Raw genomic sequence first — 24179 nt, 5'->3', positions numbered from 1 at the left:
CGGCAGGGCAATGAGGGGCAGCGCTGACGCCGGCAACGCTATGCACAATGGTCACATTAGTTTGTCTTTTGGTTTCCGCCGCTGCGGCAACGTGACTTCAACGGCAGCCGGTCTCGTAAGCTGTGCGGCGGGCCGTCAGCCGGAAGGGCATGTCGCCGAGCTCGCGCTCCGACATGGTGTCGAGCACCGGATGCGACAGCGGATCGATGATCCAGCGCGCGATCTCACCGTCCTCGGGCGGCCTCGCCTCGGTGCCGCAAAGCCCTTTCAGAAAAGATAAAATCTTCATGGGGCCACCTCATGGCTCAAGGCTGTTCCAGGTAAATTCTGCCGTTTCCTGTCGGGTTTCAATTGAGACTTCGGTCCGTTCACTTTAGAAAAACTGGATGGCTATGCTGAACCGCGTCCATCTCAACGGCCTGCGCGCCGTGGAAACCGTCGCCCGCCTGGGATCGCTGGCGGGCGCGGCCGCGGAGTTGAATGTCTCGGTCAGCGCCGTCAGCCAGCAGGTCAAGCGCACGGAAAAACAGTTGGGACAGGCGCTGTTCGAACGCACGCCGGGCGGGCTCGTGCCGACGGAATTCGGCGTCGTCTTCACGACGCGGCTCTGCGCCGGCTTCCGCGAGCTTGCGCAAGCCGTGGCGCTGGCCGACGAGGCCAACGAATGCACGCTGGTCGTCTCGGTGGCGCCGGCTTTCGCCTCGAAATGGCTGTTGCCCCGGTTGTCGCGGCATTTCGCGCGCCATCCGAATGTGCTTTTGCGCATCGACGCCTCGGCCAAGGTCGCCGATCTCGACCGGTCCGACATCGATATCGCCATCCGGCTTGGCGATGGCAAATGGCCGGGCGGGCGCGCCGAGCTCCTGCTTGCCCAGGAAGTGTTTCCGGTCTGCGCGCCCTCGATCGCTGCCAGGCTGAAGTCGATCGGCGATCTGGCGCAGACCTGCGCCATCACCGACGAGCGGGCGATGTTCAGCTGGGACGGCTGGTTCGAGGCGGCCGGCGTCGAGCCGGTCACCTTCCAGAAAGGGGCGCGCTTCACCGATCCGATGCTTTGCCTGGAATCGGCGATCGCCGGCCATGGCGTCATGCTCGCCTGGCAGTTGCTCACCGCCGACGCGCTGGCCGACGGCCGGCTGGTCGCGCCCTTCGGTGTGCGAGCCGAAAGCGGGCTGGGTTACTGGCTGGTGACCTCGGCCACCAAGAGCGAAAGCCGCAAGGTGCGCGACTTCAAGGCCTGGATCCGCGAGGAGATCGAGGCGACCATGGCGCAGTTCCGGGCGCTGGACAGCGCCGCCTAACCGCTCCGCACTTTTCAATGCCGCGGTTCGTCCTGCTTGAGAGCAGGCCCAGTCGATCGCTGTGGAAAGGTCAATCGCAGCGGTCTATGTAAGGATGAGAACCCCAACAAATAGCAGGCAGGATCATGACCACACATTCGCGCGGCGTTTCGGCAAGCATCGACCCGGTGAAGCTCGACCGGCTGGCGGAAGTCGCCGTCAAGGTCGGGCTGCAGCTGCAGCCCGGTCAGGACCTGGTGCTGACCTCCTCGATCGCGGCACTGCCGCTGACCCGCCGCATCGTCGAGCACGCCTATAAGGCCGGCGCCGGGCTGGTGACGCCCATCTTCAACGACGACGAGATCACGCTGGCGCGTTTTCGCTATGGGGCGGACGCCGGCTTCGATCGCGCCGCCGGCTGGCTCTATGAAGGCATGGCGAAGGCGTTCTCCAACAATGCGGCGCGGCTCGCCGTGCGCGGCGAGGATCCGTCGCTGCTCTCGTCGCAGGATCCGGCCAAGGTGGCGCGCGCCAACAAAGCGAACTCGATGGCCTACCAGCCGGCGCTGGAGAAGATCACCGGCTTCGACATCAACTGGAACATTGTCGCCTATCCCGACCTTGCCTGGGCTAAACAGGTGTTTCCGGGTGAACCCGACGACGTCGCGGTCGTCAAGCTCGCCGACGCGATCTTCTCGGCCTCGCGGGTCGACGTCGAGGACCCGATCGGCAACTGGAAGGCGCATAACGCCGCCTTGGCCGAGCGCACGAAATGGCTCAACGAGCACAGTTTCCACGCGCTGCATTTCACCGGACCGGGCACCGACTTGACCGTCGGGCTGGCGGACGGCCATGAATGGATGGGCGGCGCTTCGACGGCGAAGAACGGCATCACCTGCAATCCGAACATCCCGACCGAGGAGGTGTTCACTACGCCGCATGCGAGGCGTGTCGAGGGCCATGTCTCCTCGACCAAGCCGCTCTCCTATCAGGGTACGCTGATCGACGAGATCTCGGTGCGCTTCGAGGGTGGGCGGATCGTCGAGGCCAAGGCCTCGAAGGGCGAGGACGTGCTGCAGAAGGTGCTGGACACCGATATAGGCGCGCGGCGTCTCGGCGAGGTGGCGCTGGTGCCGCATTCCTCGCCGATCGCGAAGAGCGGGCTGTTGTTCTTCAACACGCTGTTCGACGAGAACGCCGCCTGCCACATCGCGCTCGGGCAGTGCTATTCGAAATGCTTCGTCAACGGCGCGTCGCTGAGCCAGGACGAGATCGCGGAGCGCGGCGGCAACAAGAGCTTCATCCACATCGACTGGATGATCGGCTCCGACAAGATCGACATTGACGGCGTGAGCAAGGATGGCGGCCGCGTGCCGGTGATGCGCAAGGGCGAGTGGGCGTAACAGCTCTCTCGCCAACGAGAGATAGGATGGCCTTCGACATTGCGGTGAAGCCTGTCTATGAACCGCCGGCGAAAGCCGACGGCCAGCGGGTGCTGGTCGACCGGCTCTGGCCGCGCGGCATCAGCAAGAAGGACGCCGAACTGACGCTGTGGCTGAAGGAGATCGCGCCGAGCGACGAGCTGCGCAAATGGTTCGGGCACGAGCCCGAGCGCTGGGCCGAGTTCCAGAAGCGATATCGGGCCGAGCTTGATGCAAATAGCGAGGCGGTGGCACAGTTGCGCGGCCTAGTGCGCGAGGGCAAGGTGACGCTGCTCTACGGCGCGCATGACGAGGCGCACAACAATGCGGTGGCGCTGGCGGGGTATTTGGAAGCCCACGCATAATTATCGAGACGTAGCGTTCCTTCGCCCCCTCTCTGTCCTGCCTGACATCTCCCCATGAAATGGCTAGACTATGCACACGTCTTGTGTGACAGGCGTAACGGATCAGGCCGAGGCTTGATTGCCACGTGGTTCCCCCAATCCGTCGCTGCTTCGCAGCGCCACCTTTCCCCCCTCCGGAGGGAAAGGAAGGGAGCCTTGCGGACGAGCGTTGACGGCAAAAAGCTTGGCGCCTTTCCTCTCCCCCATCGATCGGGGGAGAGGTGGCTCGTGTCCGAACCGGATAGATAGGTAACAGAATGGACCGATTAGATGGGTGACAGTTTTCTTGCCAGCCGGGAGGACCGGCGATGGTTTGGCGAGAGACTGGCATCATGGATGAGCGGCTACGTTTTGTTGTGGAGTGCCTTTCTGGCGAGGATGCGATGACGCAGTTGTGTGCGGCCTTCGAGATCTCGCGCAAGACCGGCTACAAATGGCTTGGACGCTACCGGGAGTTCGGCCCGGAAGGCCTTCACGACCGGCCGCGGGCGCCGCTCGAGCACGGCCGGGCAACGGCAGCGGAGCTGGTGGAGCGTATCTTGGCGGAGAAGGAGGCGCATCCGCTGTGGGGGCCGAAGAAGATCATAGCGCGGCTGAAGCGGGCCGAGCCAACATGCGGCTGGCCGGCGGTTTCGACGGCTGGCGAGATCCTGAAGCGGCATGGTCTTGTCGGGCGGCGCCGCGCCCGCTGGAGGGCGGCGGGCAACGGCCCATGGCCGGAGCCCGAGGGACCGAACGCGCTTTGGACGGGAGATCACAAGGGCTGGTTCCGGACCGCAGACGGCTGGCGCTGCGAGCCGCTGACGGTGATGGATGGGGCGTGCCGCTATCTGTTGGCGCTGGCGGCGACCGGCTCGACGTCGGAAGATGAAGCCTGGCCGGTGTTTGAGCGAGCCTTTGAGGAAAACGGCCTGCCGGATCGGTTCAGAAGCGACAATGGCGCGCCGTTCGCGTCGGCCGGTCTCAGCGGGCTGACGCCGCTGGCGGTGCGCTTCATCAAGCTCGGCATAGTCTTGGAGCGCATCAAGCCGGGCAAGCCGCAGCAGAATGGATGCCATGAGCGCTTCCACCTGACCATGCTGCCACTGGCCAAGGAGCCGGCGGCCGACCGGGCAGCGCAGGCCAAGGCGTTCGAGGCTTTCCGACGCGAATACAACGAGCTGCGCCCGCATGAGGCGCTGCGCATGGACACGCCGGCACAGCACTACCGTCCATCAACCCGACCCATGCCCAAGACGATACCCGAACCGGACTACCCCACCGAGGCGGCGGTGCGCAGCGTGCGCCAAAACGGCGAGATCAAGTGGAACGGCGACTTCATCTACGTCTCGAAGACCCTGGCCGGGGAAGCGGTTGCCGCGACCGAGACCGAGGAGGGTGAATGGGCGCTCCACTTCTATGCCCATCCGCTCGGCTTCATCGACGGTCGACACAAGAAACTGGTCCGCCGCAGTGCCGTCCAACCCCGACCAGACGGCACCGCGGCGGACAACAACTTAGGGGGAAAACTGTAACCCATGTATCCGGTTCAAAGTGTTACCCATCTATCGGCTGGACACTCGGCGAAGCCGAGACGGAGTGGGGGTCGACCAGCGCTACATTAGACGATGCATACGCCAAGCTGCCATGCATGCCGTAGCCCACAAGGGGAGATTGGCAGCTTCGCGGTCGCGCACTATTTCACCGCCTCTTCATAAACCTCCGGCTTGAATCCCACAAACACCCGATCCCCCACCTCCAGCACCGGCCGCTTGATCATCGTCGGCCTGGCGAGCATCAGCTGCTTCGCCTTCTTCTCGTCCAGCCCGGCCTTGTCCGCTTCCGGCAGCTCGCGAAACGTGGTGCTGCCTTTGTTGAGCAGCTTTTCCCAGCCGACCCGGCCGACCCAACCGCTGAGCCTGTCGGCCTCGATCCCCTCTGCCCGGTAGTCATGAAAGCGATATGGTACGTCATGGCTTTCCAGCCAGACGCGCGCCTTCTTGATCGTGTCGCAGGTGGTGATGCCGTACATGGTGATGGTCAAGGCGGGCCTCTGTCAGATGGGCTTTCGAATCCGGCGGAAGCCTAGGCCGGCCCCACAAGCTTTGCCAGCGCCTTTGCTCCGGTGCGATTTTGGCTCTTGCCAATATTAAGGTTTTTTCCTAAGTATTTTCTCGTAAAGATTGCCCGCCCGCCGGACGGTCGCGGAAGGAACAGCTATGAGCCTGCAGACAACAAGCCAGAACCCGCCGCCCATTGACGGCATCTTTCGCGCGCTGGCCGATCCGACACGCCGGCGCGTGGTGGAGCGGCTGAACAGGAGCCCTGCCTCGGTCAGCGAGCTGGCCGAGCCCTTCGGCATGGCGCTGCCCTCCTTCGTCGAGCACCTGAAGGTGCTGGAAGGTTGCGGGCTGGTGCAGTCGCAAAAGGCCGGACGCGTCAGGACTTACAGCCTTTCGCCCGAGCCGCTGAGGCTTGCCGAAAACTGGCTCGCCGAACAGCGCGCGCTGTGGGAGCGCCGCCTCGACCAGTTCGACGCCTATGTGATGAACCTCAAGGAGAGTGAAAAGTGAGCTATCCGTTCAAGCCGAACCCCAAACTGGATCTGACGCTGGAGCGCTTTCTCGACGCGCCGCGCGAACTCTTGTGGCGCGCCTGGACGAGGCCGGAGCATGTGAAGCAGTGGTTCACGCCGAAGCCATGGATCATCACCGACTGCGAGATCGACCTCAGGCCCGGCGGCCTGTTCCGCACGCGCATGCAGTCGCCCGATGGCAAGGAGGTGAGCGACCGCCATTGCTGTTATCTCGAGATCGTGCCGAACGAACGACTGGTGTGGACCGACGCGCTGCTGCCGGGCTACCGGCCGTCCGGCGAACCCTTCATCACCGCGGTCATCGCGCTGACGCCCGAGGGCAAGGGAACGCGCTACACCGCCACCGCCATCCACCGCGACGAGGCGACGCGCAACAGCCACGAGAAGATGGGTTTCTTCGACGGCTGGGGCACGGTGGCCGACCAGCTTGCGGATTACGTGAAGACGATTTGAGAAGCAGACATGGCGGCCTGGACATCATCCGAGGCCGTCATGCCTGATCTTTTAAATCATGCTGTGAAAGGCGTGCGCAGCCGAATGCCGGCAAGCCTCAATAATAGAAACGCTCTTCGCTGATCTTGCCGTTCTTGACCGTGTAAAGGCCGACCTCGTCCATCTTGACGCGCTCGCCGGTCGATTTGGGCGTCACGTCGAAGCTGAAGCGCAAGGCGAACTGGTCGCCATTGACATAAGGCCCCTCGATCGAGCCGCCGTGAACCTCGTGGTTGGCTTCCCACCAGGCGCTCTTTTCCTTGACGGCCTGCTTGCCGTTGCAGACGGCCATCGGCCCTTCCATCGCCTCGTAGCTGACGATGTCGTCGGCATTGTACTTCGCGGCAGCGCCGTGGCTGTCGCCCCGCTTGAGGAGCTCGGTGAAATCCTTGGCAATTTCCGCAGTGGTCATGATTCCCTCCCGGTTTGGACAAGACATCAGGTAGGTATCGATCTTTCGCCTGCCACTGACGGCCGCCTCCACAGGTGACAAATCGTGTCAGGATGGTGGCGCCGCGCCATCAAAGGCCAACGATCCAGTTCCCGCCAACGCCTTGCAACCATTGGACCATGGTGCTCGGCCGGTTGGCCGGCCACGTGATAGCCCCAACAGAAGACCCTTAGAGGGGTCGAGTTGCAGGCATGTTCGACCGACAGGTCCGTTGGCCATTTTTGTTTCTGGATTGCGAACGATCGCTGGGGCATCTTAGGGCATGTGCAACCTCTACAACATCACCACCAGCCAGGACGCGATCCGCGAGTGGACCCGCGCCATGCGGGACATCATGGGCAACCTTGAGCCCTCGCTGGATGTGTACCCCAATATGCCGGGCGCTGTGGTCCGCAACGCCCCTGATGGCCAGCGGGAGCTTGCCAAGCTGCTCTGGGGGATGCCGTCACCGCCCGAGCGAGTGAAAGGAAAGGCAGACTACGGGACCACTAACATTCGCAAGACCAACTACTTTCATTGGCAACCGTATCTCGGGGTCGAGCATCGTTGCGTGGTGCCCGTGACGAGCTTCGCGGAACCGAGCCCAGTCGATGTGAAAGACCCTGAGACAGGCATCAAAAAGAACTACTGGTTTGCGTTGAACGAGGACCGCCCGTTATTCTTTTTCGCCGGGCTCTGGACACGTTGGCACGGGATGCGAAAGGCGAAAGACGCTCCGGCAGATCACGAGGTCTATGGCTTTCTGACTACCGAGCCCAACCGCCTCATCAAGCCTATCCACGAGAAGGCTATGCCGGTGATCCTGACCACACAGGAGGAGGTGGAGACCTGGCTCACCGCCCCGTGGTCTGAAGCGCGGCACATGCAGCGGACAGCCCCGGACGATGCCTGGTGACAGTCGAGAAGCCGGCCACACAGATCAAGTTTCCGCAGCAGGCTCCCGCTCAGGGTTCATTGTTCTAGATGGTGGGATGTGCCCGAGCGCACCTCTGAAAATCCCAAGCCTCACGTGTCTAGCATATCCCAATCGTCGCCTAGAACCCAGCGCAGCGCTGAGAGCTTCCCGTTGATCATGCCCCATTCGAAGTCGTCCCAGGGACCGAGATTCTGAATTCCGACCTCTTGCTCGGTCCGGTTCGCGGCCTCGCGGGCAAGCTTCCAAGTGCCTTGGGTAATTAGCGTCTGGCGGCGGCGTGGTTCCGCAGCCGACCACTCTGCACCAGAAACGATTTTCGTCTTTCCTCGCTCAATACTGATGCGCAGGTTCTGGTGCCTGTTGTACCAGACCTGCTTGTAAAGCAGATGTTCGGCCTCGCGAATTTCAGAGAACCCTCGGACCTGGGTGGCCCCATATAGCTGAAGGTCGTAGTTCGCCAGCAAGTCCTGGTCTAGGTCGTTAAGCATGTCCGCCGGCGAAATCCAGAATGTCGAGCGACCGCCGTCGAACAGCGGCAGCAAATCGGCATGTGGTTGGCGGTGGTCGCCCGCTTCCTCACTAAAATCGGCCTTGTTGTGCGTGACGAAGGCAAACTCATCGTCCCAAGAAGCGACCGGAGCCATCTGCTCAGCATAGGTCTCGATGATGATGGAATCTCCGATGCTGTTCTTAGGGCGGTGGCAGGGAGCCGACCCACGGAGGGCGCGATCAGCCGCTCGGGCCTTGACCGACTCCGTTGCCGCGATCGGCTCTGCTGCCTGGAGCATCCGCTCGATACGCTCAAAGGATTCGTTCACAGCCTCGCCTTTGTAGACCGCCGCGTGATCCACCTCGTTCAGGGCTTTGATGGTCGGATCGATGTCCTTCTCGTTTCCGAAACGTCGCACGGCGTCCCTGACGAGGCTGAAGTGGGATTGAAGACTTCGTTTCGCATCGGCGGCAACCCTCTCCTTGTTCCGAGCGAACTCGTCTAGGACTGTCTGCGGCACGATTAGCCCAAAGTCAGGATGGTTGAGGAGGTCCTCCAGGGCAGCGACAACCGGCTGGTTTCGATAGTCCTTCGCGAGGTCTAGCCACACGCAAGTGTCAACGAGAATGCGGAGCATCGATGCGTCCTTTCGGCAGTATTCTTAGCCGATAACCGAGGTATCCGGGAGCCGCTATCCTTGCCCTTGTGGCCTGCTTTACAACAAGCCGCCCTATGCTGCTATTCATCGCTCCACATCACCCGCCGCACCGTACGGACTCCCACAAGCCGCCTCACGCGTATTTTCACGCGTTGCACCGCGCTAGGCAGAAGAATGTCCACATCGAACTCCCGCCGCTTGCAGCGATCGCACCGCATGTGCCGCTCGACATCCCAGAACGGAATGTCCCCCATGAGCTTGAGGAGGTCTCCTGGGAGGTAGTGGCGCGTGATGTTGCAGTTGATGCAGCGGACGCGGATCAGCTGCCCAATGTCATGGGCGCGGCTCAGCGTCTGGACGACGCGTCGGGTTCGGCTGCTGGGCTCCGGCATGGACCACGAAATAGGAATGTGTTCCTCGCGGAGTCAATTCAGGCCAGGCCCTTTTGTTCTATTTTTGTTCATTGTGGCAATTAGAGCTATCGGAGTGAAGCGGCGGATTTTCAGGACCGGCGTTCCTCTAATAACACCCGCGCTCGATCGCCAGCCGCCGTACCAGCGCCAGCACGGTGTCGATGGTCGGCGTCGGCTGGCCGGTCAGGCGGCCGAGCTCCTGCACAGCGGTGACCAGCGCGTCGATCTCCATCGGACGGCCGCGCTCGAGGTCCTGCAGCATGGAGGTCTTGTGCTCGCCGACATCGCCGGCGCCCTTGATGCGCCGGTCGACGGGAATAAGGAAGCGCACGCCGAGCTTCTCCCCGATCGCCTGCGCCTCCAGCATCATGGCGCGGGCGACGGCGCGTGTGGCTTCGTCGGCGACGATGGCCGCAAGCGTGCTGCCGGTCAGTGCCGAGATCGGATTGAAGGAGAGATTGCCCCAAAGCTTCACCCAGATCTCCGAGCGGATGTCCTCGCGCACCGGCGCCTGCAGCCCGGCCTTGACCATTTCGCGGGCAAGCGCGGCGGCTCGCTCGCTCTTCTTCCCCGACGGCTCGCCCAGCGAGAAGCGCGTTCCTTCGACATGACGGATCAGGCCTGGAGCATCGACCTCGACGGCTGGATAGACGACCGAGCCGATGACGCGCTCCGGTCCGATGCGCTGCCAGATCGCGCCACCTGGATCGACCGCGTCGAGCCGTGTGCCTTCGAGCGCGCCGCCCGCCTTGTAGAAGTACCACCACGGCACGCCGTTCTGCATGGTGACGACGACTGTCCCCTCGCCCAAGAGCGGCGCAATCTCGTCCAGCGCCGGGGCCAGCGAATGCGCCTTCAGCGCCAGCACGACATAGTCCTGCACGCCGAGTTCCTCGGCGCGTGCCGCCGCCCTCACCTGCGCCACGGTTTCCTTGCCGTCCTCGATCAGGCGCAGGCCGCCGGCCTTGATCGCTTCCAGATGCGCGCCGCGCGCCACGATCGACAGATCGACCGAGCCGGCGATCGCGAGCTTGGCGGCGAGATAGCCGCCAATGGCGCCGGCGCCAAAGACTGTAACGCGCATCAGCCGAGTCCGAGCTTGGCCGCCAGCCCGATGCGCTGCAGCTTGCCCGTCGCGCCTTTCGGGATCTCGTCGAGGATCACCACCTTGCGCGGCACCTTGAAGTCGGCGAGCCGGGTCGATGCAAAGCCACGGATATCGGCCTCGCTGGCGCTCTTGCCTTCGCGCAGCACGACGGCCGCCGCCACCTCTTCGCCGAGCTTGTCATGCGGCATGGCGAAGGTGACGACCTGCGCCACGGCCGGGTGATCCATCAAGACGCCGTCGACCTCGAGCGGCGAGATCTTCTCACCGCCGCGGTTGATGATCTCCTTCAGCCGGCCGGTGACGCGCAGATAGCTGTCCTCGTCGAGCACGCCCTGGTCGCCGGTGTGGAACCAGCCATGGGCGAAGGCGCTGGCATTGGCATCCGGGTTCTTCTCGTAGCCTGCCGTGACGTTCGGTCCGCGAATGACGATCTCGCCGACCTCGCCGGGTTTGAGCAATCGACCGTCCGGCGCCATGACGGCGACTTCCGGTCCGGCCGACGCACCGACGCTGCCGGGCTTGCGCAGTCCGGGCGGCAAACGGTTGGACGCCATCTGATGCGCGGCCTCCGTCATGCCGTAGGCCTCGATCACCGGGCAGCCGAAGGTGGATTCCAGCTCGGCCATCACCTGCGCCGGCAGCGAAGCCGACGACGAGCGGATGAAGCGCAGCTTCGCCTCGGCGAGCTGCTCGGGATTGCGGGCGGCGCGCGGCAAGATCGCCTGATGCATGGTGGGCACGGCCGTGTACCAGCTGGGCTTCGCTTCGGAGAGCCACTGGAAGAAGCGCAGCGCGTTGAAGCCCGGTGTGCAGAAGACGCTGCCGCCCGCGGCGAGCGAGGAGAGCACCGCCGCGATCAGCCCATGGATGTGGAACAGCGGCATGATGTTGAGGCAGCGGTCGGCCGGTGTCAGGCCGAGCGTCGCGCCGATATGTGCCGCCGACGCCGCAAGGTTGGCGTGGCTGAGCGGCACCAGTTTCGGACGCGACGTCGTGCCGGAGGTGTGGAGCAGCAGCGCAACATCGCTTTCCGCGGCGAAGCCAGACGAGACCGGCGATCCAACCGGCTCACCCTCGATCGTGAAGGTTCCAGACGGCGCGCCCTCCGGCACGACCAGCCGCAGCACCGGGATGCCGAGGCGCTCGGCGACTTCTACCGAAGGGCTCTGCTCGTCCTTGCCGACGAGGATCGCCTTGACGCCGATATCGCTGAGATAAAAATCGAGCTCGTCGGCCCGGTAGGCCGGGTTGAGCGGGGCGGTGGACGCAGCCGCCGCCACCGCGATGAAGGATGTGGCCATTTCCGGGCCGTTCGGCAGCACGATGGCGACGCGGTCGCCGCGGCCGATGCCGAGCGCGTTCAAGCGCGCCACGGTATCGCGGATTAGGCGGCGCAGCCCGCCATGCGAGAGTGCCGTCCGTTCGGGCGCGGCGATGGCCGGCGCGTCGTCGGCGCCGGGGGCAAGACGATGGGCGAGATCCGTGGCGTTTTCGCTGTTTGTCATGGTTCCAGACTATGTTTCGAACGATCGGCTTATGTCCAGCAAAGGCCTGCTCAATATCCGAGCGCCAGGCCGTCCTTGCGCGGATCGGATGCGCCGGTCAGCGTGCCCTTTTCCCAATCGATCAGCACCGCCTGCCCACCGCCCAGCGGATGGTCGGGCTCCACAATGCGATGTCCACGCCGGCGCAGGCCTTCGATGGCCTCGGGATGCACGCTTCGCTCGGCCTCGACGACGTCGTGGTTGTAGAAAACGCGCGCCGCATCGATCGCCTGCTGCGGGTCCATGCCGAAGTCGATCATGTTGGTCAAAAGATGCACATGGCCGAAGGGCTGATAGCCGCCACCCATGACGCCGAAAGGCATGAGGGCGCGGCCATCCTTCGTCATCATGCCCGGCATGATCGTGTGCATCGGCCGCTTGCCGGGCGCTATCACATTCGGGTGCTTCGGATCGAGGCGGAAGCTCGAGCCACGGTTCTGCAGCACCACCCCAGTCTTCGGGCCGACAACGCCGCTGCCGAACGAATAATAGGTCGAGTTGATGAAGCTCACCGTGTTGCGGTCGCCGTCGACGACGCTGATATAGACCGTGTCGCTGCCGGGAAGATCGAGACGCGGCAGATCGGTCATGGCGCGCTCGGGATCGATCGCGGCGCGCAGGCTGTCGGCATAGGCGCCGGAAAGCAGCGCCTTGACCGGAACATCGACATGATCCTGGTCGGCGAAAAACATATCGCGATCCTGATAGGCGAGCCGACCGGCCTCGATCTCGAGGTGCAGGCGCGCGGCGCCGTCCGGATCGAGCTTGCCCAGCTCGAAGCCCGAGAGCAGGTTCAGCATCAGAAGCGCGGTCAGGCCCTGGTTGTTGGGCGGCATCTGGTGGATGTCGTAGCCGCGATAGGAGGTGCTGACCGGGGTCCGGTAATCGCCCTTGGTGGCGGCGAAATCGTCGAGCGTATGCAGGCCGCCGAGCGCGCGAAGCCGCCCGACCAGATCGTCCGCGACCTCGCCTTCATAGAATCCGGCGCGACCTTTCCTAGCGATGATGCGTAAGGTCTCGGCCAACTCCGGCTGGCGATGAACATCGCCGGCCTTCGGCGGCTTGCCGCCTGGCAGGAACATGCGCGTGGCCACCTCGTCAGCCGTCAGGTCGGTCTCGGGATCCTCCCAATCGAAGGCGACGCGGTCGTGCACGACATAGCCTTCTTCCGCATAACGGATGGCCGGAGCGAGCGCGTCGGCCAAACCCTTGCGGCCATGATCCTCCAGCAGCCGGCACCAGGCGTCGACGGCGCCTGGGATGGTGACCGCGTGCGGACCCTGCTTCGGAAGCTCGCTGAACCCCTTATCCAGATACCAGTCGACCGTCGCGGCCTTTGGCGCACGGCCCGAGCCGTTGAAGGCAAGCACGTTGGCGTCACCCTTCGGACAGTAGAGGACAAAGCAGTCGCCGCCGATGCCGGTCGACTGCGGCTCGACCACGGCCTGCACCGCGGCCGCGCAGACCGCAGCGTCCATCGCGTTGCCGCCGGAGCGCAGCATGTTGATGGCCGCAAGCGTAGCGAGCGGATGCGAGGTCGCGGCCATCGCCTCGATGGCGCGGACCGGCGAGCGGCCGGGAAACTGGAAATCACGCATGCGGGTCTGGGTATCCTTGTATCAACGTCCGCGGCCGAAAAGCTGGGCGGCGGACAACAAGATGATCGATAGCACGATCAGGCAAGTCGAAATGGCGGCAATCGTCGGATCAATCTGATCGCGCAACGCATTGAACATGCGCCGCGTCAGGGTTGTGGTCTCGCCGCCGGAGATGAACAGCGAGACCACCACCTCGTCGAAGGAGGTGATGAAGGCAAACAGCGCGCCGGAGACGATCGAGAAGCGTATCTGCGGCATCGTCACCTGGAAGAAGGCCGAGAAGCGGCCGGCCCCGAGGCTGCGCGCCACCATCTCCTGGTTCATGTCGTAGGAGCGCAACCCCGAAAGCACGGTCAGCACGACCAGCGGCAGCGCCTGCACTGTGTGCGCGATGACAAGACCGGTCAGTGTGTTGTTGAGGCCGATGCGGGCATAGAGGAAAAAGGTGCCAATGCCGATCAGGATGACCGGGATGATCAGCGAGGCCGTGAGCAGCGCGTTGATCGCGCCGGTCAGCCGCAGCGTGCGGGCGTTGATGGCGTAGGCTGCGGCGGTGCCCAGCAGCGTTGCGACGATCGCCGTCATCACCGCAACCTTGACCGATACGATGGTGGCGTCGCGCCATTCGACCGAGCCGAAATAGCTTTCATACCAGCGCAGCGACCATTCCTGCGGCGGGAACTCTAAGAGCGACGAGCCGGAGAAGGACATGATGACGATGATCACCGACGGGGCGATCAGGAACAGCATGACAAGGCCGCCGAGCGCGTAGAGCCAAAGGCGTTGCCGATGCGAGATGGGCAGGGCATTTTCCATGCTCATCGCTGGCTCCAGACCCCGGTGGCGCGGGCGCCGAGCAGCCAATGGAAGAGGCCAAGCAGCGCCAGCGTGACGGCGAGCAGCACGACGCCGAGGGCGGCGCCCGCGCCCCAATTGGAATAGAGGCTGGTGGTCTGCTCCATGCGCATCGCCCACATGATGACCTTGCCGCCGCCCATCAGCGCCGGGGTGACGAAGAAGCCGAGGCACAGCACGAAGACGATGACCACGCCCGAGGCCAGGCCGGGCAGCGACAGCGGGAAGAAGACCTGCCAGAAGGTGGCGGCCGGGCTGGCGCCGAGATTCATGCCGGCGCGCAAGCAGTCGACGTCGATGGTCTTCATCGAGGCGTAGAGCGGCAGCACCAGGAAGGGCAGCATGATGTGGGTCATGCCGATGACGACGCCGGCGAAATTGTTGGCGAGTGGCAGCGGCTGGCCAATGACGCCGAGATCCATCAGCCATGTGTTGACCAGCCCCTTGCGCTGCAGGATGACGAGCCAGGCATAGGTGCGCACCAGCACCGAGGTCCAGAACGGCAGGATGACGAAGATCAGGCAGACCCCGGCGGCGCGGCGCGGCAGTTGCGACAGCATATAGGCCAGCGGATATCCGAAGAGCACGCAGGCGCCGGAGACGACGAAGGCCACCTTGAAGGTGGTGACGAAGGTCTTGATGTAGGAGGCCTGCTCGAAGAAGCGCGCATAATTGGCGGCGCTGAGCTGTCCGCTTTCGTCGAACAGCGAAAGCCAGAACAGCCAGCCGATCGGTATGATGATCACGGCGAAGACCAGAAGCAGCCCGGGCGACAAAAGCGCGAGCAGGCCACGCGCTTCCCTCCGCGCGTCGGCGCGCAAGGCATCGGTATTGAGCGCCCCATTGGGCCGCCCGGCGTGGTCGAGGCTTACGGACGCGGTACTCATTGGTCCGCCACCAGCACCACATCCTGCGCGTCAATGCCGAGCATTATCGGTTCGCCTGGCGCCGGCAGTCTCGCCAACACCTCGGAACGGCAATAGTCGCGCAAAATCACCTGCCGGCCGTCCTTGAGCGTCGCATAGCAGACGAAGCTGTCGCCCTGATAGATGACGTCGCCGACCGTTGCCGGCAGTGCATTGATGTCGCCAGTCTGTTCGCCAGCGATCAGGCGCAGCTTCTCCGGCCGCACCACCATCAGGTGCCGGCCCGAGGACGGCATTGGATCCTTCATGCGCAGCTTGTTGCCTTCATGCCAGACGCCGCCATTGCGGCATTCAACCGGAATGAAGCTGGATTCGCCGATGAAGCCGGCAACGAACTTCGTTTTCGGCCTGGCGTAGAGGATCTCGGGCTGATCGATCTGCTCGATGCGTCCGGCATTCATGACAGCGACGCGGTCCGACATGGTGATCGCCTCACGCTGGTCGTGCGTGACGTAGACCGTCGTCATGCCGAGCCGACGATGCAGGTTGCGCAGCTCGATCTGCATATGCTCGCGCAGGCTCTTGTCGAGCGCGGACAGCGGCTCGTCCATCAAGACGATGCGTGGCTCGAAGACAATGGCGCGGGCCAAGGCCACACGCTGGCGCTGGCCGCCGGAGAGCTGGTCGACACGGCGCTCGCCGAGGCCTTTCAGTTGCACAAGGTCCAGCGCCCTCTCGACACGCTCGGCCGTTTCGGCCGTCGACACGCGGCGCTGCTTCAGCGGAAAGGCGATGTTGTGGAAGACGTTCATATGCGGAAACAACGCATAGTTCTGGAACACCATGCCGATATTGCGCTTGTGCGGCGGCATGGTGATGATCTCCTCGCCGCCGACCTTGATGGAGCCGGCATTGGCCCGCACGAAGCCGGCCAGGATCATCAAGAGCGTCGTCTTTCCCGAGCCGGACGGCCCGAGCAGCGTCAGGAATTCGCCCGCCGCCACGTCGAGGCTGAGGTCGCTGAGGATGGAGACAGCACCGAAGCGCTTCTCGATACCGCTGATGCCTATGGGAAGCGCGGACTGCGCGAGAGACAAAGAGCATCTCCTTCAACTCCGGGTCATTTTTCGCGAAACGATGCGGAGCGGCGTATCAGAAGCCGCTCCGACAGTTTCTTGTTACGCAATTTCGGACGGAAAACCGCTGCGCACTTTTCCTGGAATTGCTTAGCGTTACTGCTGGATCAGGTTGTTGAACTTCTCGGTCGCCTCGACGAGGGTGTCGCGCCAGAAGGCCGGATCCTGCAGCACCTGCTTCTTGACGTTCTCCGGCGCGGAATTGATGTCCTTGATCCGCTCCGGCGGGATCTTGCCGGTCTCGAAAGCCTTCTCGTTGGCCGGGCCATTGTCGACATAGAGCGGCAGGTTGGCCTGGAGGTCGGGGCTGACGAATTTGGCCAGCGCCTTCATGGCGACGTCCTTGTTCTTCGAGCCCTTCGGGATGACCATACAGTCGGCGGTGAGCACGCCCTGATCGAAGGAGAAGCTGACCGGCGCGCCTTCCTTCTTCAAGGTGCCGGCGCGGCCGTTCCAGATGCTCGCCATGTCGACCTCGCCGTCCTTGACGAGCTGCATGGCCTGCGCGCCGGAGGTCCACCAGGCATCGATATGGCCCTTGACCTTGTCGACAGATTGCAGCGCGCCGTCTATGTCGACCGGATAGACCTTGTCGATCGGAATGCCCTTGGCGAGTGCGGCGACGCTCAGCGTCTCCGTCGCCTGGCTGCCGGAAAGCGCGCGGCGTCCAGGGAATTTCTCGACATTCCAGAAATCGGCCCAGGTCTTGGGGCCCTTGTCGCCGAAAACATCGGTGCGATAGATCAAAACCACCGACGTGTAGGAAATGCCGACCCAATCATCGTGGACAAGCTTCGGGTTGATGCCGCTCTTGTCGATAACGTTGTAGTCGAGCTTCTCGAACAGGCCTTCCTTGGAGCCGCGCGCGCATTCGTCGGCGCCGAGTTCGGTGATGTCCCATTTGACGGCATTGCCGGTGACCTGCAGCCGCACGTCGTCGAGGCCGTTGGTGGTGTCCTGCTTGATGGTGATGCCGAGTTCCTTGGCCGTCGGATCGAAGAAGGCCTTGGTCTGCGCTTCCTGATAGGTACCGCCCCACGAGGCGACGGTGATGGTGTCGGCGGCCGAGGCCGGAACGGCGACCGTAGCCAGCAGGCCGGCGACGGCCAAGCCGTGAATACAGAGTCTCTTCGTCATTTTCGCTTCTCCAACCGGTGTTCCCGTTATCGTTGATTTGGTATGCGAATTTGTATACAATTTTGAGTGTAATTCGCTGGAAGCCGATGTCAACATGGGACATCGGGTTTTGGTGGTGGAAAAGCAGACGGTTCGGAGCGGCGGCTCGCCCCGAAACGGTCTGTTCAAGCAGGCGCTAAAAGGCACTAAACTGTGATTCCAGACTGACCGTTGGAGGCGGAACGCTTGAAGGAGAGAAAGAACACGCTGCGCGACTCGGTGTTCGAGAAGCTCAAGGCGTTGATCATCACCGGCCAGATTCCGCCGGGCGGCCGCGTGACGGAAAACGAAATCGCCGAGCGCCTGAAGGTGAGCCGCACGCCGGTGCGCGAGGCCTTCAACCGTCTGGAGCGCGACGGCCTGGTGATCGGGCGGCCGCGCCAGGGCTATGTGGTGGCCGAGTTCAACCTGACCATGTTCCGCGAGGCCTTCGACATCCGCGAAATGCTCGACGGGCGCGCGACCGAGCTGGCGGCGGCCAACGCCACCGCCGCCGACAAGGCACGTCTGCGCGAGATGCTCGCCGAATGCGAGCGGCTGGCGGCGATCCCGGATCGCAGCACGCGGGAGAAATTCTCGGAGCTCCAGGTCGGCATCGACCTGCACCGGGTGATCGCCGAAATCAGCGGCAATGAGATGCTCTACGGCATGCTTTGCGGCATCCTCGACAAATGCCAGCAATATGTGTGGACCGAGCTTCTGTGGCTGGACGAATGGAAGCTCACCCGCGAGGAACATGCCGGCATCGTCGACGCGATCTGCGCCGGCGACGTCGCGCTGGCCGGCGAGCGCGCCCGCGCGCATGTGCGCGGCTCGCGCGAGAACATCCTGCGCCTGCTGCAGGCCAAGTCCGACTATCAGGGATTCTTCGCCAAGGCGTCTTGAGCCTAGGCCCGTTCCATCAGTTGGAAAGCATGGGGCAGTTGGCGCCGCGCCGCAGGCTGACATGCGCCACGTCGCCGACGCTGAATTGAGTACCGTCGGCGCGGCGCGGGGCATCGATGACGATTGCTGTGCCTTGTCCGAGCTCGGCATGCAGGCGCAGCGTGCGGCCATGGAAGACGACGCCGCTGACGCGCGCCGGCGCGGTACCTTCGCCGGCTTCACCGACAACCAGGAGATCTTCCGGCCGCACGCCGATGGTTCGCGTGTCGCCGGCGGCCGGCGTCTCGCCACCGTCTGAGATCGCCTCCAGCGGCAGGTCGCCGGCGGCAAAGCGCAGGCGCTCGCCGTCGCGGCCGAGAAAGCGCGACTGCAACAAGTTCATGGTGCCGATGAAGGAGGCGACGAAGCGTGTCGCAGGCCGGTCGTAAAGTGTGGCCGGCGGCGCGATCTGCTCAATGCGGCCCTTGTTCATGACGACGATGCGGTCGGAGATCGACAGCGCCTCGGTCTGGTCGTGCGTGACCATGACGAAGGTGGTGCCCAGCCGCGACTGCAGCCGCTTCAATTCGACCTGCATCTGCTCGCGCAGATGCGCGTCGAGCGCCGAGAGCGGCTCGTCGAGCAGAAGCACGCGCGGCTCGCAGACGATGGCGCGGGCTAAGGCGACGCGCTGGCGCTGGCCGCCGGAGAGTTCGGAGACGCGGGCGCGCAGCTTGTCGACAAGGCCTACCATGTCGAGCGCCTCGCGGACCCGCTTGGCCTGCTCGGCGCCGGTGAGTTTGCGCAGCGACAGGCCGAAGCCGACATTGGCGGCGACATCCATATGCGGGAACAGCGCGTAGTCCTGGAAGACCGTGTTGACCGGCCGGTCGAAGGGCCGCAGGCCGGTGATGTCGCGGCCGTCGAGCAGCACATCGCCGCTGGTCGGGCTCTCAAAGCCGGCGATGACGCGCAAGCTCGTCGTCTTACCGCAACCGGAAGGGCCGAGGAGGGTCAGGAACTCGCCGGGAGCGATGTCGAGATCGACATTATCAAGCCCGACAATGCCGCCAGGAAAAACCTTCGAAACCTTCTGCAGCCGAACGAGCGCGTCAGGCGCCATCGCGCACCTCGGACGGTTTTGTCGTGTTGACCCAGAGGATCTGGCAACGCTCGGCGCCGGGATTGCGGAAGGCATGCAGAAGGGTGCTCTTGAAGGCGAAGCTGTCGCCGGCCTTGAGGACATAGGTGCTGGCGTCCACCACCAGCTCGACCTCGCCGGCCATGACGAAGCCGAACTCGTGGCCGGCGTGGGCGTAGGCTTCCGCCGTGCCGCCGCCGGCCTCGACCGTGACCAGCATGCCGGTCAGCGTCGCGGCCGGCGGCGACAGCAGCGCCTTGGCGATGCCTTCGGATTTCACCGGAATCTGCCGTCGCTTGTCGGCGCGCACGCAATAGAGATCGTTGACCGCCTCGTTGCCGTCGGCGATCAGCGCCGACGGCTCGATGTCGAGCGCCGCGGCCAGCGGCCAGATCACCTTGACGCGTAGCGAGGACATGCCGCGCTCGATCTGGCTGAGCGCACCGATGGAGATGCCGGCCTTGGCCGCGAGCTCGGCCAGCGACAGCTTGCGCTCTAGCCTGAGCGCCCGCACGCGCCGGCCGACGCGGATATCGGCATCGTCTTTCGGCGTTGCCGCCGCTTCGTCAAGAATGTCCATGCGTTGGTCCTTGTTGTCTTTCCCCGGTGTGATGCAGCGCCGCCAGGCTCCCCCTTCTCCCCCTGTGGGAGAAGGTGGATCGGCGCGACAGCGCCGAGACGGATGAGGGGTGTTCCAGCGAAGTGAGACGTCTGTGTTCCCTGGAGCACCCCTCATCCGGCCGCTTCGCGGCCACCTTCTCCCACAAGGGGAGAAGGGGGAGCTAGTCATCCCCCGGCCTTCACCTTCTCGAACATCTTCGCCATATCGTCATTCTGCTTCATCGGGCCGGTGAAGATGGTGCTCTTCAGCATCACGTCCGGATCGGCAGGCAGCTGCAGTTTCTCCAGCTCCTCCTTCGACACGCCGGCGAAAGCGGTCGAGAGGGAGCTGCCATAGCCATAGGACTGGATCAGGAACTTGCCGGAGTCGGCGTCGAGGCGGCTGTTGATGAAGTCATAGGCGAGATCGACGTTCTTGGCGTCCTTGAGCATGACGAAACCGCAGGCCCAGGTCAGCATGCCTTCCTTCGGCTTCATGAATTCGACCGGCACGCCCTGCTTCTTGAGCGAGGTGGCGGACGCGTTCCAGGTCATGGCGGCGACCAGCTGGCCGCTGGCCAGCGCCTGCTCGACCGAGGTCATGTCGGTGGTGTAGCTCGACAGCAGCGGCCGCTGCTCGCGAAGCTTTTCGGCCACCTTGTCCATCTGGTCCGGCGTCATGTCGAAGGGGTTCACACCCGCCAGGAGGGCCGCGACGATCGGCGTGTCGTGCACGGCGTCGATGGTCGCCATGCGGCCGGCATATTGCTTGTCCCACAGAAGATTCCAGCTCGCTTCCGGGTTCTTCACCAGGTCGGTGCGGTAGAGGATCGAGGTGTTGCCCCAATCCCAGGGCACCATCCACACCTTGCCGTCGCCGGCCTGCAAGTCGGGCAGGTTCTTGAACACCGGGAAGATCGAATCCCAGTTCTTGATGCGCTTGGTGTCGATCGGCTGCAGCAGGCCTTCCTTGTTCCAGCGCGCCACTTTGTCGTAGCAGGGATGCGCGATGTCCGGGCGGAAGCCGGCCTTGACCTTGGTGAAGGCGTCGTCATCATCGCCGAAGATCGTCGCCTCGACGCCATCGGGATGCGCGGCAAGGAAGCTCTTGTTGAAGTCGGGCAATTCGTAGCCCGACCAGGTGAAATATTGCAGCTTGTCGGCGGCAAGAGCGACTGTCGACGACAGCGCGAGCGCCAGCGCGGCAAGGCCAGCCCGGGCTTTGTGTCCGGCGATCGATTTCAGGTGGACTGTCATTTTCGTTCTCCTCTTCTTTGTTGTGGTTCAGGCTGGATTGCGGTGCGCAGCGCCGAGGCCGCGGTGGCGAAGGATTTCGGCTGTGCCCGCGATGATGAAGGAGACAGTGAGGATCACCGTGCCGAGCGCCATCACGGTCGGCAACGAGCGCGGGAAGCGCAGCTGGCTCCAGATGTAGAGCGGCAGCGTCGGCTCGGTGCCGGCGAGGAAAAAGACGACGATGAACTCGTCGAAGGAAATCAGGAAAGAGAGCATGAAGGCCGACAGTATGGCGGGCAAGCTGAGCGGCAGCATCACGCGCCGGAACGTCGTCCAGTCGGAAGCGCCGAGATCGAGCGCCGCCTCGCGGATCGTCTTCGGGATTGCGGCGAAGCGGCTGCGCATCACCACGACCGTCGTCGGCAGCGCGACGAGGATGTGGCCGAGCACGATCGAAACGCGCGACGGGCCGAGGCCGATCAGATTGACCAGGATCAAAAGCGAGATGCCGACGATGACGCCGGGGATCAGGATCGGCAGGCGAGCGATGGCGCTGATGGTGGCGGCGATCGGCGAGCGGCCGTAGAGGTCCATATAGGAAACGGTGATGCCGCAGAGCGTCGCGCCGAAGGCGGCGATGACCCCGATGACCAGGCTGTTGGCCAGGGCGCCGGACAGCGCCGGATTGCCGTAGAGCGTCCGGTACCATTCAAGCGTGAAACCCTGCAACGGAAACGCCGCCTGGATCGAGTTGTTGAAGGAAAACAGCGGGATCAAAAGCACCGGCAGATAGAGGAAGACGAGATAGCCAAGCACGTAGACGCCGAGCCAGCGGCCGTCGCTATTGATGTCTGCCCGGGCGCTCATGTGCGGCTGCCGAACCGGCGGTCGGCGCCGCGCGCGACCAGCACCACGCACAGGATGACCAGCATGACGCAGACCGAGAGCGCGGCGCCGAACGGCCAATCATTGGCCTTGCCGAATTGCGACTGGATCAGCGTGCCGATCATGGTGCTGGCCGGACCGCCGACCATGGCCGGCGTGACATAGTCGCCGACCGTCGGCACGAAGACGACCAGCGCCGCCGCCAGAACGCCCGGCATCGAATTGGGCAGCACGACGCGGCGGAAGCTGGTGAAGGGCCGCGCGCCAAGATCGGAGGCTGCTTCGAGCAGCGATTTGGGGATCGTGTCCAGCGCCACGTAGATCGGCAGGATGGCGAAAGGCGCATAGGCGTGGGCGAGTGTCACCACGACCGCGGCCGGCGTGTTGAGGAAGGCGAGCGTCGGCTCCTTCCAAAGGCCTGTCTCGATGAAGGCCGAGTTCAGAACGCCATTATAGGCAAGCACGATCTTCCAGGCGAAGACGCGCAAAAGGTAGCTGGTCCAGAACGGCAGCGTGACCAGGAAGAGCAGCAGGTTGCGGCGGCGGCCGGCATGAAAGGCGAGATAGTAGGCGACCGGATAGGCGGTGACGACGGTCGCCAGCGTCACCAAGCCGGCGATGACCAGCGAGCGCAGCGTCACCGTCCAATAGAGCGGATCGGTGGCCACGGTGACGAAATTTTCGACCGTCAGGCCAACCCCGAGCAGCGAGCCGTCATTGCCCCTGAAGGCGAGAAAGACCACCAGGCCAAGCGCGAACAGGATCAGAAAGAAGGTGACCAGCCCACCCGGCAGCAGCATGGCGAAACGGAAGACCGGCGAGATGCGGTTTTCCGGCAAGGGCCGTGTTGCGGCGATGGTCGACATCGAAGTGCCTGTTGGCTCCATCGGATTTTTGAAATCGCCTGATGTTTTTTCATATTCATGAAACTGTCAAGCAGATTCGCTTGTGCGCTGCACGCATTCGGCGTCAGCGTTCGAACGCGTCGAGCATGCGGTACCAGGTGATTGCCGCGGCGACGCCGACTTGGCGGAAAGCGTGGAACGGGATCGGCTTGATCGGCGACAGCGGAAACGGCAACTGCCTCACGTCGCCGCTTGCAAGGTAGTTTGCCATGCGCTTGCCCAGCGCGCTCATCAGGCCGACGCCCCTGCCTTGGCAGCCGACAACCGCGAGCAGGCCTTTTTCCGGTTCATGCAGATGCGGCAGGTGATCCGGCGTCAGCGCCACGCGGCCGAACCAGCGCTTTTCGATGGCGATGCCGCCCAGCGCCGGATAGAGGCGGATGAGCGCGCGTTCGCAATGTGCCCAGTCGGCGGCGCTTGAGGGCAGCGCCATGCGGCCGCGACCGCCCAGCACCATCCGGCCGTCGGGGCTCTTTCGGTAGTAGACCAGGATGCGACGGGAATCGGAAACGGCCTGACCGCCCGGCAGGATGCTTGCAGCAAGCTCGGCCGGAAGCGGCGCGGTGGCGATCTGGAAGGAATGCAGCGGCACGATTGTTTGCGCGAGACCAGGCAGGAGGCCGTCCGTATAGGCGTTGGTGGCGAGCACGACCGACTTGGCCTGCAGTTCGGCGCCGCCTTGCGTCGAAACCCGCCAGGCACTGGCATTCTTGGCGAGTTTCACCACCCGCTGCTGCTCGGCGATTCGGGCGCCGGCGGCCGCCGCGACGCGGGCGAGCTCGAGCGTGTAGGACAGCGGGTCGATGACGCCGGCGCGACGATCGAGCCAGCCGCCGAGATAGCCCTTGGCGCCGGTCATCGCCGCGATCTCGGCCTGGTCGAGCAATTTGACGTCGGCACCGCGCGAGCGCCATTGGCGATCCCGGTTCGCCGCTGCCTTGAGCGCGGTCTCGGTGTGCGCGGCCTGGATCCAGCCGTTGCGCGTGAACGGCACGGCCAGCTTCTCGTCGCGGACCACATCGAACACGGCATCGGCCGTCGAGGCGGCGAATGCGACCAGGGCTTCGCCGCGTTCCTTGCCGAAGTGTTCGATCAGCCATTCCGGATCGTATTTGAGGCCGGGGATGACCTGGCCGCCATTGAGGCCCGAAGCGCCCTGCCCGAT

The 24179-nt window shown here is 64.0% G+C and carries 24 protein-coding genes and 1 pseudogene; 8 read left to right on the top strand and 17 right to left on the bottom strand.

Features of this window, described 5'->3' with window-relative positions; genetic code table 11:
• Positions 1–97: 97 nt before the first annotated feature.
• On the bottom strand, positions 98–289 hold the full coding sequence (locus tag FJ423_RS25730; RefSeq protein ID WP_140845803.1) for a hypothetical protein: 192 nt from the start codon (positions 287–289) through the stop codon (positions 98–100).
• Between the two features lie 97 nt (positions 290–386).
• Here FJ423_RS25730 and FJ423_RS25725 point away from each other — a divergent pair, with 97 nt between their 5' ends.
• From FJ423_RS25725 to FJ423_RS25710, 4 genes are all read left to right on the top strand, one after another.
• Positions 387–1301 carry a LysR substrate-binding domain-containing protein gene (locus FJ423_RS25725; protein WP_140845802.1) on the top strand — a complete coding sequence of 305 codons (915 nt, stop codon included), beginning with the start codon at positions 387–389 and terminating at the stop codon, positions 1299–1301.
• A 125-nt stretch (positions 1302–1426) separates the two neighbouring features.
• Positions 1427–2683: an aminopeptidase gene (locus FJ423_RS25720; RefSeq protein WP_140845801.1), complete on the top strand. Its 1257-nt coding sequence runs from the start codon at positions 1427–1429 to the stop codon at positions 2681–2683.
• A gap of 26 nt (positions 2684–2709) precedes the next feature.
• Positions 2710–3066, top strand: a complete 357-nt coding sequence (locus FJ423_RS25715; protein ID WP_140845800.1) for a DUF488 domain-containing protein — start codon at positions 2710–2712, stop codon at positions 3064–3066.
• Positions 3067–3413: 347 nt separating this feature from the next.
• Positions 3414–4619 carry an integrase core domain-containing protein gene (locus FJ423_RS25710; RefSeq protein WP_140845799.1) on the top strand — a complete coding sequence of 402 codons (1206 nt, stop codon included), beginning with the start codon at positions 3414–3416 and terminating at the stop codon, positions 4617–4619.
• Positions 4620–4780: 161 nt separating this feature from the next.
• Here the strand turns inward: FJ423_RS25710 and FJ423_RS25705 are convergent, their stop codons facing one another.
• The gene (locus FJ423_RS25705) at positions 4781–5128 is read right to left on the bottom strand and encodes an ArsC family reductase (protein ID WP_140845798.1); all 348 of its coding nucleotides are present in this window, start codon (positions 5126–5128) and stop codon (positions 4781–4783) included.
• Between the two features lie 175 nt (positions 5129–5303).
• Here FJ423_RS25705 and FJ423_RS25700 point away from each other — a divergent pair, with 175 nt between their 5' ends.
• Positions 5304–5657 (top strand): metalloregulator ArsR/SmtB family transcription factor, encoded by a 354-nt coding sequence (locus FJ423_RS25700; protein ID WP_140845797.1) that lies wholly within the window; start codon positions 5304–5306, stop codon positions 5655–5657.
• The gene (locus tag FJ423_RS25695; RefSeq protein WP_140845796.1) at positions 5654–6133 is read left to right on the top strand and encodes an SRPBCC family protein; all 480 of its coding nucleotides are present in this window, start codon (positions 5654–5656) and stop codon (positions 6131–6133) included. Before FJ423_RS25700 ends, FJ423_RS25695 begins: the two co-directional genes overlap by 4 nt.
• A gap of 97 nt (positions 6134–6230) precedes the next feature.
• On the opposite strand, the gene FJ423_RS25690 is transcribed toward FJ423_RS25695, so the two are convergent.
• Positions 6231–6584: a nuclear transport factor 2 family protein gene (locus tag FJ423_RS25690; RefSeq protein WP_140845795.1), complete on the bottom strand. Its 354-nt coding sequence runs from the start codon at positions 6582–6584 to the stop codon at positions 6231–6233.
• Between the two features lie 301 nt (positions 6585–6885).
• Here FJ423_RS25690 and FJ423_RS25685 point away from each other — a divergent pair.
• A pseudogene (locus tag FJ423_RS25685) lies at positions 6886–7586 on the top strand (SOS response-associated peptidase).
• Positions 7587–7628: 42 nt separating this feature from the next.
• Here the strand turns inward: FJ423_RS25685 and FJ423_RS25680 are convergent.
• The 8 genes from FJ423_RS25680 to FJ423_RS25640 form a co-directional block, all read right to left on the bottom strand.
• Positions 7629–8666: a PIN domain-containing protein gene (locus FJ423_RS25680; RefSeq protein ID WP_140845794.1), complete on the bottom strand. Its 1038-nt coding sequence runs from the start codon at positions 8664–8666 to the stop codon at positions 7629–7631.
• A gap of 540 nt (positions 8667–9206) precedes the next feature.
• Positions 9207–10184 (bottom strand): 2-dehydropantoate 2-reductase, encoded by a 978-nt coding sequence (locus FJ423_RS25670; protein WP_140845792.1) that lies wholly within the window; start codon positions 10182–10184, stop codon positions 9207–9209.
• Positions 10184–11713, bottom strand: coding sequence for an acyl--CoA ligase (locus FJ423_RS25665; RefSeq protein WP_140845791.1), 1530 nt, complete (start codon positions 11711–11713; stop codon positions 10184–10186). The genes FJ423_RS25670 and FJ423_RS25665 overlap by 1 nt, the downstream gene beginning before the upstream one ends.
• Positions 11714–11763: 50 nt before the next feature.
• Positions 11764–13350: a gamma-glutamyltransferase gene (ggt, locus tag FJ423_RS25660; protein ID WP_140845790.1), complete on the bottom strand. Its 1587-nt coding sequence runs from the start codon at positions 13348–13350 to the stop codon at positions 11764–11766.
• A gap of 21 nt (positions 13351–13371) precedes the next feature.
• Entirely contained in the window at positions 13372–14172 is an 801-nt protein-coding gene (locus FJ423_RS25655) for an ABC transporter permease (protein WP_140845789.1), read from the bottom strand.
• On the bottom strand, positions 14169–15092 hold the full coding sequence (locus FJ423_RS25650; protein WP_140845788.1) for an ABC transporter permease: 924 nt from the start codon (positions 15090–15092) through the stop codon (positions 14169–14171). Before FJ423_RS25650 ends, FJ423_RS25655 begins: the two co-directional genes overlap by 4 nt.
• Positions 15089–16168 carry an ABC transporter ATP-binding protein gene (locus FJ423_RS25645; RefSeq protein ID WP_140845787.1) on the bottom strand — a complete coding sequence of 360 codons (1080 nt, stop codon included), beginning with the start codon at positions 16166–16168 and terminating at the stop codon, positions 15089–15091. The genes FJ423_RS25650 and FJ423_RS25645 overlap by 4 nt, the downstream gene beginning before the upstream one ends.
• Before the next feature lie 135 nt (positions 16169–16303).
• Positions 16304–17344 (bottom strand): ABC transporter substrate-binding protein, encoded by a 1041-nt coding sequence (locus FJ423_RS25640; protein ID WP_140845786.1) that lies wholly within the window; start codon positions 17342–17344, stop codon positions 16304–16306.
• Positions 17345–17569: 225 nt separating this feature from the next.
• On the opposite strand from FJ423_RS25640, the gene FJ423_RS25635 reads away from it, so the two are divergent.
• Positions 17570–18268, top strand: a complete 699-nt coding sequence (locus tag FJ423_RS25635) for a GntR family transcriptional regulator (RefSeq protein WP_181174900.1) — start codon at positions 17570–17572, stop codon at positions 18266–18268.
• A 16-nt stretch (positions 18269–18284) separates the two neighbouring features.
• On the opposite strand, the gene FJ423_RS25630 is transcribed toward FJ423_RS25635, so the two are convergent.
• The 6 genes from FJ423_RS25630 to FJ423_RS25605 form a co-directional block, all read right to left on the bottom strand.
• Complete coding sequence (locus FJ423_RS25630) at positions 18285–19370, bottom strand: ABC transporter ATP-binding protein (RefSeq protein ID WP_140845784.1); 1086 nt, start codon at positions 19368–19370, stop codon at positions 18285–18287.
• Complete coding sequence (locus FJ423_RS25625; RefSeq protein WP_140845783.1) at positions 19360–19968, bottom strand: cupin domain-containing protein; 609 nt, start codon at positions 19966–19968, stop codon at positions 19360–19362. The genes FJ423_RS25630 and FJ423_RS25625 overlap by 11 nt, the downstream gene beginning before the upstream one ends.
• A 206-nt stretch (positions 19969–20174) precedes the next feature.
• A complete protein-coding gene (locus FJ423_RS25620) occupies positions 20175–21245 on the bottom strand; it encodes an ABC transporter substrate-binding protein (protein ID WP_140845782.1) in 1071 nt (356 codons plus the stop codon).
• 27 nt (positions 21246–21272) lie between these two features.
• Positions 21273–22091, bottom strand: a complete 819-nt coding sequence (locus tag FJ423_RS25615; RefSeq protein WP_140845781.1) for an ABC transporter permease — start codon at positions 22089–22091, stop codon at positions 21273–21275.
• Positions 22088–22975 carry an ABC transporter permease gene (locus FJ423_RS25610; protein ID WP_140845780.1) on the bottom strand — a complete coding sequence of 296 codons (888 nt, stop codon included), beginning with the start codon at positions 22973–22975 and terminating at the stop codon, positions 22088–22090. Before FJ423_RS25610 ends, FJ423_RS25615 begins: the two co-directional genes overlap by 4 nt.
• A gap of 103 nt (positions 22976–23078) precedes the next feature.
• Positions 23079–24179: FAD-dependent oxidoreductase (locus FJ423_RS25605; RefSeq protein ID WP_140845779.1), on the bottom strand; the 1101-nt coding region annotated here is incomplete at its 5' end.

The organism is Mesorhizobium sp. B2-8-9, from assembly GCF_006439475.1.
Taxonomy (GTDB): domain Bacteria; phylum Pseudomonadota; class Alphaproteobacteria; order Rhizobiales; family Rhizobiaceae; genus Mesorhizobium.
The sequence above is the reverse complement of the archived record's forward strand: the minus strand, read 5'-3'. Positions and strand labels throughout refer to the sequence as shown.